Below are 14,272 nucleotides of genomic sequence, written 5' to 3'. Positions count from 1 at the left end.
CTCTTCAGAGCCAGCCTTTCCATCGGAAAAAGAAGAAGGGAATGACGGCGGACAGCACCATGAGCCCAAGCGAATACGGATATCCCTGGGCAAAGTGCAGTTCCGGCATGAATTCGAAATTCATACCGTAGATGGAGGCGACCAGCGTCGGCGGCAAGAACACCACGGACGCGATCGAAAAAATCTTAATGATCGAGTTCTGCTCGATGTTGATCAGGCCGAGCGAGGCGTCGAGCAGGAAGGTGATATTGCCGGCGATGAAGGACGCATGCTCATTGAGCGACTGGATGTCACGCGAAACCGTCTTGCAGAGTTCCTTGGTGTCACGATCCTGCTGGACGGCCGGGACGGTGTAGAAAAACGTCATCAGCCGCGACAGCGATGCGAGGCTGTCCCGGACCTTGCTGACGAGTCGATGATGGCCTGCGATGTCCCTGAGCTTTTCTTCCAGATAGTTCGACGGCTTGCGAACTTTCCTGGCGCGGTCGCCAAACACATGCGTCGACAGGATGTCGATACGCGCGACCGACAGCTCCAGGATTTCGGCAGTCCGATCGATCACGGTTTCAAAGAGTTTTGCCAGCAACGCGGCGCCACTTCGCCACTGTTGCGGCACGCGGTGAAGAGCGGCGATGAACAGCGAAAAGGACTTTGGTTGCGCGTAGCGAATCGTGATCATCCGCTTGCCAGCCAGGATGAACGCAACGTCGGTCAGCGTCGGCGCGTCCGTTTCAACCTTCCAGACGAGGGATGCGGTCATGAACACGGCATCGTTTTCCATGTAGAGGCGGGCCGACGGCTCGATGTCCTTGAGATCGTCTCGCGTCGGAACCTCGACACCCAGGGTTCTTTCGACGAAGAGTTCCTCCTCGCGCGAAGGCTCGATCATGTCGATCCACATCACATCGTCACGCAACGAACCTTGCGACAGATCGCCGATTTCAACCGGCTTACAATCGGAACAGTAGGCCGTGATCACCGGCTGGACCTCCGGCAATCCGGACGTGTTGCGCACATCACTGCTTTCATCGAAAGCCCTTCCACGGCGCGCCGCCTGCGAGCGCGCGCGGGATGCACGTTCCCGATCTTAACGAAAGCGATTGACGAAAATTCATACGACTCCTGGCACATCCGGCAACCGCCGAGATATGCAACGTGCTCAATCGCATCGCAGTCACCAATCCTTCGACCAAGATAACTCCGAACATGCAGGTGACCGGTCCCAATCGGGGTGGCCATCATCGAGCATTCGCAAAAAGCCGCCTCATGGCGACGGCGCGCCATATGACGGAAAGCTGCGAAAGAATCAAGACATCTTACGTGCGCGGCGCCGTTTGACCACATTTCCTCCGCAATTGGGAGTCTAGCGGCGGCGAAGCGTTCACTCGAAAACAATCGCCGGCGCGGCCCTCTGCGGCTGCCCACCGAGCTGCTGCCAGACCTTGGCGGCGATCTCTCGATAGATGCCGGCGACAATGCCGTTCGGTTCGGTGGCAACAAGTGGCGTTCCGGCGTCCGACGTCTCGCGGATGTTCATCGTCAGCGGCACTTCGCCGAGGAAAGGAACGCCAATGCGTTCGGCTTCCTTGCGAGCGCCGCCATGACCAAAGATATCATAACGCGTGCCGGTATCGGGCGCGATAAAATAGCTCATGTTCTCAACGATGCCGAGCACGGGAACCTCGACCTTCTTGAACATGTTCAACCCCTTGCGGGCATCGACGAGGGCGAGATCCTGCGGAGTCGAAACGATGACGGCGCCGGCGAGCGGCACCTGCTGTGCCATCGTCAGTTGCGCATCGCCGGTGCCGGGCGGCATATCGACGACAAGCACATCGAGCTCGCCCCAGGCAACCTCGCGCAGCATCTGCATCAGCGCCGATTGCACCATCGGGCCGCGCCAGATCATGGCCGTGTCCTCGTCGACGAGGAAGCCCATCGACATGACCTTCAGCCCGTAATTTTCCATCGGATTGATGATACGGCCATCGATCTGGGTGGGGCGGCCGGAGATCTTCAGCAGCCGCGGCATCGACGGGCCGTAGATATCGGCATCGAGAATGCCGACACGCAGACCATTTGCCTGGAGACCGAGCGCAACATTGACGGCGGTCGTGGACTTGCCCACGCCTCCTTTACCCGAGGCAATGGCGATGATGGCGTTGATACCGGGAACGCCGAGCTTGCCCGCGCGGGGCTGCTGTGGCGGCGCGTGTGCATGGCCATGGTGGTCATGTCCCGCCTGGGGTTGAGGGCGCGAAACCGGCGCCGCGCCTGAACCGGCCTTCTTGTCTGCCGTCAGCGCAACCAGCGCTCCCTTGACGCCCGGCATCTCCTTGATGACCCGTTCGGCCGCGAGGCGAAGCGGTTCCAGCTCCTTGGCACTCTCCGCCGGAACGGTAATGGAGAAATAGACCTTGCCATCGGAAATGAAGACATCAGACACCATGCCGAGCTCGACGATATCGTGTTCGAGATCGGGGCCGCGGACCGTCTTCAGCGTTTCGAGAACTTGTTCCTTGGTGACGCCGGTCATTCCATCCTCACTGCCCATGTTGGCATTCTAGATAGAGGAGCGCCGCGCCTTCGCCAAACAAAATCGTTGATCAGATGGCAATTGAGGGAAACGAGGCCAACCGAAAGGCCACTGCGTCCACCAAGTCCGCCGGGCTTTCGCCCTGATGGTCGCAACGGCCTTCCAGGATACCGAGGTAAGCCTTGCGAACTAGAGCAGGCGCGGCAAAAGGCCAGCACAAAACGCCCATTGGAAGACCAGGCGCAGGGGAATGCCGTCAACGGCGTGTCCCAAAAGCAACAACCGCCGCCGACGCCCAAGCCCGAGATCAGGCACCGTGGCGTCGGCTGGCGGTGTGCGGTCGCGCCGTTTATCCGGCGTCGTTCCCAGGTCCCCTCTGGACCGCTGGAGATAAGGAAGCAGAAAGCGTGCCAATTGGCAAACATTCGCAAATGCCGATGTGACCTTGTGACAAAGTGGTCGGCATTGGCGAAGATTTAGGCGCGAATGCCAGTGGAGCCCACAATTTGCGCAACCCTTACTTTATGAGGCCGATCCGCAGTGCCTTGGCGACTGCTTGTGTGCGGTTCACCGTATCGAGCTTCTTGGTCGCGCGGTTGAGGTAGTGGTTCACCGTGTGTTCGGACAGGCTGAGGATTTCGGCAATCTCAACGCTGGTCTTACCGGCGGCAGTCCAGTTCAGACAGTCGATCTCGCGATCGGTCAAGGTGCCCGTGACCCGATTGTCATAGCTGCGGATCTCTGCCAGCCGGTCGAAGACGTGGATGGAAATATAGTGGAGTTCGCGCATTTCCTCGGCGGTGAATGCCTCGCGATCGCCTGAAAATGAAACGGCACCGCGGCCACCGGAGGCCTCGTGGGTTGGAAAATAAGCGCAACGCATCATGCGAAAGCGTTCAAAGAGCGCCTTGACGATGCCAGCCTTTCCATCAGGCCGATCCAGCTTTGCCTGTGACACGTCGTTGAAGAACGGCGTGGTCGAGGTCCGGAGCCGCTTCATGACTGGGCTGTTGGCCACCAGTCCTTCGTGATCGTAGGCGGCAAGAAGTTCCACCGGCCAACTCGAGATGACTGCGTTACTCTGCAGATCACGTGCCGTCACGGAGGGGATATTGAAGACCATGAAGGCCCGCGCACGATAGGCTTCCGTTACTTTCTTCATGAAGCGGAAAATATCGAACTGCGTTTTCAGTGCGGCGATCTCACTAACGTGGACGTCCACGGAAGATCCTGGCTGCGATGGGGTCATTTACTTATTCGACTCGAAAGATGGATTGCTGAAGGAGGCGACGTCTCGTCCGCGCCGTCGCTAATTTGTATCGCCGGTGACGATTTACCAGCACATACACCCCAGGACGGGGGATTGACGAGCGTCAATTGTGATGATTCGTCAGAAAATCTCAATATTATGCTTTAGGTGGGTACCTGCCGATCGTGGGACATCGTCAGCGACGAGGACCAAGCCCGATGCGCATCGCCTCCATGATCCGTTCGGCCGACTGCTGGATCGCAGCCGCCCATTCCGAAAGCCTTTCCACGGTGAGCCGGTAAGCCGGGCCAGTTACGGAAACGCCGCCGACAAGCGACAGGTTTTCCGACCAAATCGGGGCAGCAATGCACCGGATCCCGACCTCGTGCTCCTCACGGTCGAAGGCATGACCCTGCCTTCGTATCTCCTCAATCTCGGCAAGAAGCGACTCGGCCGTATGGGTGTTGGCCGTGAACCGATGGAAGGCGAGGTCCGCCACCAACGCCTTAACCCGCTCTCTGGGCAGGATGGACAGGGCAGCCTTGCCTACACCGGTGCAATAGACCGGTGAGGCGTTGCCGATCTGCGAGTACATTCTGACAGGCTGCTGCCCTTCGAATTTGTCGAGATAGATGATCGAGGTTCCGCGCAGCACGCCGAGGTGAACGGTTTCGCCGGTCAGATCCTGCAGAGCTTTAAGATGCGGCTCCGCAATGAGACGGAACTCGTTGCGCGCCCAGCTGCGAGAGGCGAGATCCAATAACCGCAAGCCCGGCGAGTAGCGGCCGTCTGCATCGATCTCAAGCAGGCCCTCCTCCACGAGATGGCCCAGCTGACGGTGAACCGTACCACGGGGCTGATTGGCGCCCGCCAGTATGTCGGTGAAGCGCATAGGCTCGTCTGCGTGGGTCACCCGGTCGAGAAGGACCATCAGCTTACCGAGGGTGCCCGTGTCGCGCGCCTCGGATGCACTCTCTTTTGCCGCACTCATCCTTGCCCCAAACGCCTTGACAGAGACGCCAGGGTAATTGGATAATTCCACATAGTCAAATTGAGTTCCAAATAATAGAACTACGGCCGGGAGGAAATAGTGGTGGACATTGTTGCGCAGTTTCCGGAATTCAGGGATCGCACGGTCCTGATCACGGGCGGCGCGTCAGGCATCGGGGCAGCGATTGTTGGGGGCTTTGCCCGGCAGGGCGCCAAGGTTTCCTTCATCGACATCGATGAAACGGAAAGCCATGACCTTGTCGAGAGGCTGTCGCGCGACACGCTCCACCCCGTTCGCTTCCACAAGGCGGATTTGCGGGATGTTGCAGCCATCCGCAGGACGGTCGATGAGGTTGTCGCTCACTCCGGCCCGATCAGCGTACTCGTCAACAATGCCGCGCGCGACGACCGGCACGATTTCGAGGCGGTGACCGAGGAATATTGGAACGACAACCAGGCGATCAATCTGCGCCACGTCTTTTTCACCACACAGGCTGTTGCGCCCTCTATGCGCGCCGCCGGCGGCGGCGCGGTGATCAACATGTCGTCGATCGCCTTTCTCCTTAACATGCCCGAATTCCCTGCCTATTCAACAGCAAAAGCGGGTGTGATCGGGCTGACCAAGAGCATGGCCGGCAAGCTCGGACCTGACAACATCCGCGTCAATTGCATTCTGCCGGGGATGATCGTGACAGATCGTCAAATGAAACTCTGGCTCACCGAGGAAGGCATTGCTCGGACCGTGCAGCGCCAGTGCATCAAGAAGGTTCTGCACGCAGACGCCATCGTTGGTCCGTGCCTGTTTCTGGCGTCCAGCTGCGCGGCAGCGATCAGCGCACAATCCCTTATTGTCGATGGAGGCATTTTCTGATGGCGAACCCCGCTTATGTCGCGGTGGATTGGGGAACGAGCAGTTTCCGGCTCTGGCTGATGGGCAAGGATGACAGCATCCTTGGCGAAAGCCGCAGCAACGAAGGCATGACCACGGCTGCGAAGACCGGCTTTGCCGACGTTCTGGCCTCGCACTTGGCCAAGGTGAATGCGCCGGAAAATCTTCCGGTCATCATCTGCGGCATGGCAGGCGCAAAGCAGGGATGGGTCGAGGCAGGCTATGTCGACGTCCCGGCATCGCTTCCTTCTATCTTGACCGGCGCGGTATCCGTTCCCGGTCAGAGCCGGGACGTGCGTATCCTTCCGGGATTAGCCCAGAGGGATCAGGAAAGGCCCGATGTCATGCGTGGCGAGGAAACGCAGCTTCTCGGCGCGCTTGGCCCCGCAAGCACCGGATCACAGGCGGTCTGCATGCCCGGTACGCACTCGAAATGGGTGCATGTCAAGGATGGGCGGGTCACGGGCTTCTCCAGTTTCATGACCGGCGAGCTTTTCGATGCGATCTCCAAGTATACGATCCTGTCACATGCCGTAGCCGGCGCCGATCAGACGCTGGCAGATGAGGCAGCTTTCGAAACGGCGATCAGGGTAGCCTATGAGCATCCCGCAATGGCGACCAACCTCTTCTTTACGGCGCGCTCGGGCCAGCTGCTGCACGGTCTGACCGCCGCGGCCGCACAGGCCAAGATCTCCGGAACCCTGATCGGCCTCGAAATTGCGGGCGCCATGTCAAATGCCGGGACCGGCGTCAATATCACCCTTGTCGCCGCCGGGCGGTTGCAGGGCCTTTATGAAGCGGCCTTCAAGGCACTATCTCTATCCTTTAACACGATCGACGCTGATACGGCCGTCCGTGGCGGCCTTACTGCCGCCGCCAAAGCCATTTGGCCGAACTGAAGAAAGCACCAAAGCGATGAACCGCATCCCTTTCCCCACGATGAAGCGCCCGCTGATTGCCATTCTACGCGGGATTAAACCCGAAGAAACCGAAAGCGTGGTCGGCGCACTGATCGAAAACGGGGTGACCGCGATCGAAATCCCGCTGAACTCGCCCGAGCCCTTCAGGTCTATCGAGATCGCCGCGAAAATGGCGCCTGCCGATTGTCTGATTGGCGCCGGAACCGTACTGACCACCGAAGCCGTCGACAGCCTCCACTCCGCGGGTGGCAAGCTGCTGGTTACGCCGAACGTCGAGCCTGAGGTCATCGTGCTCGCCCGCAACTACGGCATGGTCACGATGCCCGGCGTCTTCACGCCGACGGAAGCGCTGGCTGCAGCCCGCGCCGGCGCGACGGGGTTGAAATTTTTCCCGGCCAGCGTTCTGGGACCGTCCGGCATCACGGCAATCCGCGCAATTCTGCCGCCGGAGCTCGTGATCGCAGCCGTCGGCGGTGTCTCGGACAAGAATTTCGCTGATTACACCAAGGCCGGCATTCATGCCTTCGGCCTCGGCACCAGCCTGTACAAGCCGGGAATGACCGCCGCAGAGGTTGCCGAGCGTGCCAAGGCGACCATTTACGCCTATGACGCAGCGGTAGGAGCTTAAGGCCTATGACGGAAATTCATGAGTTCGCGGGCAGGACACTCTGCAACACCAACTCCGTGCTGGGTGAAGGCCCCACCTACGATCCGGACACGAACACGGTCTGGTGGTTCAATATTCTCGGCAAGGAGCTGCACGAGCTGAACCTTTCGACGGAAGAAAAGAAGGTGCACGCACTGCCGATGATGGCGAGCGTGCTCGCCCGCATCGATGCGGGGCGCCAGCTGCTTGCGACCGAACAGGGCCTCTTCGTCCGTGACACGAAGAGCGGCAACCTCACCTTCTATGCGGCAGTCGAAAGTGACAAGCCGGAAAACCGCTCGAACGACGGCCGCACGCATCCATCTGGCGCACTGTGGATCGGCACGATGAGCAAGCGGGCGGAAACCCGCGCAGGCGCCATCTATCATGTCGCCAGCGGTCGCGTGACAAAGATCTTCGACGGCATCAGCATTCCGAACTCGATCTGCTTCTCGCCGGATGGAACGATGGGATACTTCACCGACACCCGCCTCAGCCGCCTGATGCGGGTGATGGTCGATGCGCAGACCGGTCTGCCGACCGGTGAACCGATCGTCCTCGTGGATACCATGGATGAGCCGGGCGGCATCGACGGTTCTGTCGTCGACGCCGACGGATACATCTGGAACGCGCGCTGGGGTGCCGGCACGGTCGATCGCTACAGCCCGGACGGACTGCGCATATCACGTTACAAGGTGCCGGCGGCCCAGCCATCCTGCCCTGCCTTCATCGGAACGAACGGCGACCGCCTCGCAGTCACTACGGCGTGGGAAGGACTGGATGACGACGCGCGGTCCATGCAACCGCAGGCTGGATCCCTGCTTGAGCTTGACGTCACGGTGAAGGGCGTTTTTGACCCCGTTTATCTGATCTGAAGCGACACCGGGCACAATAGTAAGGGCGCCTGCCTGCGGCGCCCTTACTGTTCCCCGGTATGGTTGAGTTTAAAGCCCTGTGCAGCAGCTGCGCTAAAAGTTCCGCGAAATTAGCAATTTTTGCGCGATTTTTTTCGGGAACCAATAGAATTCTCATTCATTTCGATAGGAACTGGCCAATGTGGACGCCCGACTGCGAAGGACGGCTGAACTGGCCAGAGAACACTATTGAACTGAAAGGTAGGTTCGAAATGACCCGCAAACTTCTCACAACCGTTGCCGCTGGTGCCCTGTTTGCCACGGCTTTCGCACCAGCGGCATTCTCACAGAGCGCAACCCAGCCGGCTGATCCGAACGCTCCGGCCACACAGGTGGCGCCAAGCGATCCGGCAGCTCCGCCGAAGGTTCCAGATGCCACGGCTCCGGCACCGGCTGGTGACGCTCAGGCTCCGGCACCGGCTGCCACGACCGACACTGCGAAAGCGGGTGGCGGCTCATACCTGACCGAGCAGGCTGCCGACCAAGTGAGTGCCAACACTTATATCGGTCAGTCGGTCTATAATGGTCAGAACGAAAGCATCGGTAGCGTCAACGACCTGATCATGAAGAAGGACGGCGGCTTGGTAGCAGCGATCGTCGGTGTCGGCGGCTTCCTCGGAATCGGCGAGAAGGACGTGGCCGTTCCGATGGATAAGATCACGATCGCCCAGAACACGCAGGACGGCAGCGTCAAGCTGACCACCTCTGAGACCGCCGAATCGCTGAAGGCCGCTCCGCAGTTCAAGACGCTTCAGATGCTGGCAGCCGAGAAGGCCCCTGCGCCAGCCGGCACAACAGACACGACGGCCACAGGCTCGACAACGAACAAGTAAGATATGCGCAGTGAGGACCAGGTGGCGTCCGGAAGGGCGCCATCGCCATTTCAGGCGCTGACGCGATCTGACGTATCGTAGTAATTTTCGTGCAGGAACCGCAGCGTCGCTATGCCATCGGCGGGTTTGCCGAAGTGATAGCCCTGCCCCATCCCGCAGCCGAGCGAGCGTAGCTTGACGGCCTCGGAATAATCCTCAATTCCTTCCGCGACCACTTCCAGGTCAAGCCCCTCGCACATCGTGAGGATGGCCTTGATGATGTGCTCGGACGCGCGGTCGGAGTTGATCCGCGACACGAAGGCACGATCGATCTTGATCTTGTCGAACATGAAATCACGCAGGCGACCGAGGCTCGACTGGCCGGTCCCGAAATCATCCAGCGAGATGCGCACACCCGCCTGGCGCAGATCGGCGATGATCCGATTTGCCGTATCGGCCGAGCCCATCACCGCAGTTTCGGTGATCTCCAGTTCGAGCCGGTGGGGGTCGAAACCGACCCGGCCGAGGATCGACAGGACACTGCTGCTCGTGCCCGGATCCATCAACTGCGCCGAGGAGAGATTGAAGGAGAGGAAGAGTTCGCGCGGCCAGGAAAGTGCCGCTTCCGCCGCCTTGCGTAACAGCGCCTCAGACAAAGCGTCGATGAAACCGCGTTCTTCCGCGAGCGGGACGAAGACACCCGGTGAAACGAAGCCCAGATCCGGATCGTTCCATCGCGCCAGAGCTTCGAAGCCCACGACCTGGCTGTTGCCGAGTGCGACGATCGGCTGAAAATGCACGTCGATCGCGTCGGAGATGATGGCGTTGCGCAGCGCCTGTTCCAATTGCGTCGCGCGCTTCATTTCCTGGGCGATCTCGCGGGAATAGACGGTGATCTGGCCACGGCCGCGCCGCTTTGACCGGTAGAGTGCGGTCTCAGCGCTTTTCAGCAATTCCTCGAACTCCTCGCCGGCAAAGGGATAGATCGAAAACCCGAAAGATGCCGACAGCCTCACATTGCGGTCGCCAAGATCGTATGGCGCCGATAGCACCTCGCGGATCATCTGGCCGAACTTCTCGGCGCTGGCCCGCTCGAACACAAGCGGCAGGACAAAGGCAAATTCGTCGCCGTCGTGACGCGTGACCAGGGCGCCATCCGGAATGCAGGCCTTCAGGCGATGGGCGACCTGGCAGAGAATCTCGTCGCCCGCCGATGAGCCGAAGAGATCGTTGATCGGTTTGAAGGAATCAAGATTGGCGATGCCGATCGTAAAGGGTGCCGGATCGCTCGCGCGTTCCGCGGCGATCTGGGCAATCCGGTCGCGCATGCGGTAACGGTTGCCGAGCCCGGTCAGCGGATCGGTATAGGCCATCGTCTGAAGTTCATTCTGACTTACGGGCACCAAAGGCATTTCAGCCGACATCATTATTCAGACCCAGACTGCACCAATGTGGGAAAGGATGGCGGGCAAGTCTTAAGAATTCGATAGTGGAGCGGCCGCGTTGAAACCGTGTTCTGTCCCAAGATTTAGGGAGTTGACGCGCTTTGTTCGTCACAGATTGGCCTGTCTGATATCCCCGGCAAGGTATTTCTGAAAGATCCCCTGAAGAATATCGGGGCTCACCGGTTTCATGATCACATCGTCCATTCCGGCCTTTGCGCACTCGGCTCGATCACGCTCGAAAGCCTGAGTAATAACGCCGATAATCGGCGTTCTTGAACTGCCGCCTTCCTCTGTCTGGCGGATCAACCGCGCCGCTTCGAAACCGTTGAAGCCTGGCAACGATATGTCCATCAGGATGATTTTCGGCTGATGCTCGGTCCATAGGCGGACCGCTTCATCGCCGCTTGGAGCGATCAGATATCGGTAGCCGAGACCCTCGAGGATCTGCGAGAAAACGATCTGGTTGATGTCGTTGTCTTCGGCGACGAGCACGTCGAGCGTGTTCATCTCCTCGACGGTCGTGAATTCCCAATCGGCGTCGATGCTCTCGGCGACTTGGCCGTGATTGCTGCGATTGAAATGGCGCGCGATCTGGAAGGTGAGCTCATTCGCGAGCTGGAAGCCATCCATCACCAGCACCGGGAGGCCGTATTGCTTGGCGAGCTCCAGGCAACGCATGCCAAGCTGATTGTCGATCACGAGCAGGTCGAGCGAGATGCCGGAAGAGTTCGCGATTTCCAGGAAGTGCTCCTCCTCGTCCTCGCCACGGACCGAACAGGCCTCGAAACCGTATTTGGCGAGGGTTCGTAGCGCCGCTGCTTCAGCCACGACATCCGACGTCACCACCAGGATCTTGCGGCCCGAGAAGTTCTCCGGGACGATCGCCTCCATGGCCGCCGGTTCGCGACGCTCGCCGCTGCCGTTCATGGGAACGTAGGCGCGCCGATAGGAATTCTTGCTCGACGTTATGACCGTCGATGCGAACCGGAATTCATCGAGATCGGCGCCGTCGCGCGGCAGGTCCTGCATTGTCGAGACGAGGAAATAGCGGCCTGGCTTGCCGATGCGGTGCTTGCGCGTGACGATATCGCGTTCCACGCCGTCGCGGGAGACCTGCCGCTGGCGGGAAACCGACATCTCACCGGTCTCCAGAACATGGCAGTCGCTTTCCTCGAAGCGCTGGGCCACCTCCTTGGAGAACAGGTCGCCGCTCTTACGGCCGAGCACTTCATCGACCGTCGTCTGGTACTTCTCGCAGAAGGCGATGTTGATAGCGACGTAATTCAGATTGCGGTCCTTGACGAAGAGCGGGAACGGCAAATTGTCGAGGATATCCTCGGTAAGCTGCACGCGCTCGAGATCGGAGCGCCACTGTTCCTCGCGCTTCTTGTCCTCGGAGATGTCCTGGATGACGCAGACGCCATAGCCGCTTGCAAGGCGTCGCTTGCCAAACCGAATCCAGCGATCGGTACCGTGCCGTTCGACGGCTTCGAAGCGTTCGCGCCAATGCGAGGCGATCTTCTGGGACAACCAATCCTCACGGCTCAGCGCACCCTGATTGCTGGCCGACGGCGTGCGGATGCCGGTGTCGTAGATCGCGCCCAGGAAGTCTCGCAACCGCGTCCCCGGCCTCAGCATGGTCGCCGATATCGGAAAGAAATCGAGGACCTGACGGCTCGCAAAGATCATGTGGTCGGTCTTGTCGTAGACGATGAAAGCGGCGTCGAGGCTCTCGCAAACCGCGTCAAATAACGCCGTCTGCAGGCTGGTGCCAGCCGGCATTTCGCTGCCCACAGATGATGTGTCCGCTTTTTCGAAGCCGGCACTCATTCTTACGCGTCCCACATCTGTCCGATTTAAACCCAGTCCTCGGAATTAAGTCGCAAAATGGCACCTTTGTCTTAAGGCGCGCTTAACGTTAAGCAGCCGGAATTGGAGCGTGCAGAACAGTGATCGCCGACGCTTTCACACTTCCCTCGGCGCCGCGAATCCAAGACAATAGGCCGATGGCCATCAGACAGCTTTCAGAGACCCTCATCAACCAAATCGCCGCCGGCGAAGTCATCGAGCGGCCGGCGAGCGCTGCCAAGGAACTGATCGAAAACGCCCTTGACGCAGGGGCGACGCGCATCGAGATTGCGACATCCGGCGGCGGCAAGAGCCTGCTGCGGGTTTCAGACAACGGCTCCGGCATGGATGTTGCCGATCTGGAGCTTGCCGTACGGCGGCACTGCACCTCCAAGATCTCCGATACGCTCAACGACATCCGCACGCTCGGCTTTCGCGGCGAGGCGCTGCCATCGATCGGCTCGGTGGCCCGGCTCAGCATTTCCAGCCGCCGCCGCGACAGCGCAGGTGGCAACGAGATAGCCGTTGAGGGCGGCAGGATTGCGTATCTGCGACCATCGCCCGGCAATCCGGGCACGATCGTCGAGGTTCGCGATCTCTTCTTCGCCACACCCGCCCGCCTGAAATTCCTCAAGACCGAGAAGGCAGAGGCTGCGGCGATCACGGAAGTCGTCAAGCGCATGGCGATCGCCTTTCCAGGAGTGCGTTTCGTGCTCTCCGGGACTGACCGCACGACGCTGGAATTACCGGCGACGGGCGACGACCACCTGGCGCGCATGGCGCAGATCCTGGGCAAGGACTTCCGCGACAATGCCATCGAGATCGATGCCGAGCGGGAAGGCATATCGCTGACCGGCTTTACCGGCGTACCGACCTTCAACCGCGGCAACTCGGCCCACCAATACGCCTTCGTCAACGGCCGCCCGGTGCAGGACAAGCTGATCCTGTCGGCGATCCGCGGCGCCTATGCCGAGACGATCCCGGCTGGCCGCTATCCGGTCGCCGTGCTGTCGATCGCACTCGATCCGGTGCTTGTCGACGTCAACGTGCATCCGGCCAAATCGGACGTGCGCTTCCGCGACCCGCAACTGGTGCGTGGCCTAATCGTCGGGGCCGTGCGCGAAGCGCTGGCACGTGGCGGCAGTCGAGCAGCGACAACGGGCGCAGACGGGATGCTGCGTTCCTTCCGGCCCGGGTTCCACGCAGGCGTCCAACGGCCGCAACAGCCCTGGTCGGCCGCGACATCCCCCTCGCGCCCATTTGACCATGCCGCGAACAGCGGCTTCGGGGAACGCCCGCAGGCTTCCTTCGACGGACTGGCGACGCCCACCGCACGCAGCGACGCCGCGACGCCTCCGAGAATGCCCGCGCCAGAAGAGCCGCCGCAGCGCTATCCGCTGGGTGCCGCCCGGGCGCAGATCCACGAAAACTACATTGTGGCGCAGACGGATGATGGTCTCGTCATCGTCGACCAGCACGCTGCGCATGAACGCCTGGTGTTCGAGGCGATGCGCAAGGCACTGCACTCGAAGCGGCTTGTCTCGCAGGTGCTTCTCATTCCTGAAATCGTCGATCTGCCTGAAGAGGATTGCGATCGGCTGATGCAGTTTGCCACGGAGCTCGGCGAGCTGGGGCTGGCGATCGAACGCTTCGGCCCAGGCGCGATCGCAGTGCGCGAGACACCCGCCATGCTCGGCGAAGTGGACGCCACGGGGCTCATCCGGCAGTTGGCGGACGAGATCGCCGAATGGGATACGGCCTCCGGCCTGTCGGCAAAGCTCGAATATGTGGCCGCGACCATGGCCTGCCACGGATCCGTGCGCTCAGGACGGCGACTGCGCCCGGAAGAAATGAACGCGCTTCTGCGCCAGATGGAAGTCACCCCCGGTTCCGGACAGTGCAATCACGGACGCCCGACTTATATTGAGCTCAAGCTTTCGGATATCGAGCGGTTGTTCGGCCGCAGTTGAAAAAGCTGGAAAAGGCCGCGGCGGCGCGTTATGGCAGGGATGTGACAGCCTGT

Annotated in this window: 12 protein-coding genes; 6 read left to right on the top strand and 6 right to left on the bottom strand. The window is 60.4% G+C overall.

Annotated features, from left to right (window positions below; translation table 11 throughout):
- Positions 1 to 4: 4 nt before the first annotated feature.
- From LPU83_RS43090 to LPU83_RS43075, 4 genes are all read right to left on the bottom strand, one after another.
- The gene (locus tag LPU83_RS43090) at positions 5 to 979 is read right to left on the bottom strand and encodes a magnesium transporter CorA family protein (protein WP_024314312.1); all 975 of its coding nucleotides are present in this window, start codon (positions 977 to 979) and stop codon (positions 5 to 7) included.
- Between the two features lie 402 nt (positions 980 to 1,381).
- A complete protein-coding gene (gene apbC / locus LPU83_RS43085) occupies positions 1,382 to 2,536 on the bottom strand; it encodes an iron-sulfur cluster carrier protein ApbC (RefSeq protein ID WP_024314314.1) in 1,155 nt (384 codons plus the stop codon).
- A 517-nt stretch (positions 2,537 to 3,053) separates the two neighbouring features.
- Positions 3,054 to 3,785, bottom strand: a complete 732-nt coding sequence (locus LPU83_RS43080; RefSeq protein WP_024314315.1) for a helix-turn-helix transcriptional regulator — start codon at positions 3,783 to 3,785, stop codon at positions 3,054 to 3,056.
- Positions 3,786 to 3,981: 196 nt separating this feature from the next.
- A complete protein-coding gene (locus tag LPU83_RS43075; RefSeq protein WP_024314316.1) occupies positions 3,982 to 4,776 on the bottom strand; it encodes an IclR family transcriptional regulator in 795 nt (264 codons plus the stop codon).
- Between the two features lie 108 nt (positions 4,777 to 4,884).
- Here LPU83_RS43075 and LPU83_RS43070 point away from each other — a divergent pair, with 108 nt between their 5' ends.
- The 5 genes from LPU83_RS43070 (at position 4,885) to LPU83_RS43050 (ending at position 8,977) form a co-directional block, all read left to right on the top strand.
- The gene (locus LPU83_RS43070; protein ID WP_024314317.1) at positions 4,885 to 5,646 is read left to right on the top strand and encodes an SDR family NAD(P)-dependent oxidoreductase; all 762 of its coding nucleotides are present in this window, start codon (positions 4,885 to 4,887) and stop codon (positions 5,644 to 5,646) included.
- Positions 5,646 to 6,563 carry a 2-dehydro-3-deoxygalactonokinase gene (locus LPU83_RS43065; protein ID WP_024314318.1) on the top strand — a complete coding sequence of 306 codons (918 nt, stop codon included), beginning with the start codon at positions 5,646 to 5,648 and terminating at the stop codon, positions 6,561 to 6,563. Before LPU83_RS43070 ends, LPU83_RS43065 begins: the two co-directional genes overlap by 1 nt.
- Positions 6,564 to 6,579: 16 nt before the next feature.
- Entirely contained in the window at positions 6,580 to 7,212 is a 633-nt protein-coding gene (locus tag LPU83_RS43060; RefSeq protein WP_024314319.1) for a 2-dehydro-3-deoxy-6-phosphogalactonate aldolase, read from the top strand.
- Between the two features lie 5 nt (positions 7,213 to 7,217).
- The gene (locus LPU83_RS43055; protein ID WP_024314320.1) at positions 7,218 to 8,105 is read left to right on the top strand and encodes an SMP-30/gluconolactonase/LRE family protein; all 888 of its coding nucleotides are present in this window, start codon (positions 7,218 to 7,220) and stop codon (positions 8,103 to 8,105) included.
- Between the two features lie 251 nt (positions 8,106 to 8,356).
- On the top strand, positions 8,357 to 8,977 hold the full coding sequence (locus tag LPU83_RS43050; RefSeq protein ID WP_024314321.1) for a PRC-barrel domain-containing protein: 621 nt from the start codon (positions 8,357 to 8,359) through the stop codon (positions 8,975 to 8,977).
- Positions 8,978 to 9,027: 50 nt separating this feature from the next.
- Here LPU83_RS43050 and LPU83_RS43045 read toward each other — a convergent pair whose 3' ends face one another.
- Both LPU83_RS43045 and LPU83_RS43040 read right to left on the bottom strand, forming a co-directional pair.
- Positions 9,028 to 10,329, bottom strand: coding sequence for a putative bifunctional diguanylate cyclase/phosphodiesterase (locus LPU83_RS43045; RefSeq protein WP_374046183.1), 1,302 nt, complete (start codon positions 10,327 to 10,329; stop codon positions 9,028 to 9,030).
- A gap of 180 nt (positions 10,330 to 10,509) precedes the next feature.
- On the bottom strand, positions 10,510 to 12,231 hold the full coding sequence (locus tag LPU83_RS43040; RefSeq protein WP_024314323.1) for a response regulator: 1,722 nt from the start codon (positions 12,229 to 12,231) through the stop codon (positions 10,510 to 10,512).
- A 176-nt stretch (positions 12,232 to 12,407) separates the two neighbouring features.
- On the opposite strand from LPU83_RS43040, the gene mutL reads away from it, so the two are divergent.
- Positions 12,408 to 14,219 carry a DNA mismatch repair endonuclease MutL gene (mutL, locus tag LPU83_RS43035; RefSeq protein ID WP_024314324.1) on the top strand — a complete coding sequence of 604 codons (1,812 nt, stop codon included), beginning with the start codon at positions 12,408 to 12,410 and terminating at the stop codon, positions 14,217 to 14,219.
- Positions 14,220 to 14,272: the final 53 nt, after the last annotated feature.

The organism is Rhizobium favelukesii (assembly GCF_000577275.2).
Taxonomy (GTDB): domain Bacteria; phylum Pseudomonadota; class Alphaproteobacteria; order Rhizobiales; family Rhizobiaceae; genus Rhizobium; species Rhizobium favelukesii.
The sequence above is the reverse complement of the archived record's forward strand: the minus strand, read 5'-3'. Positions and strand labels throughout refer to the sequence as shown.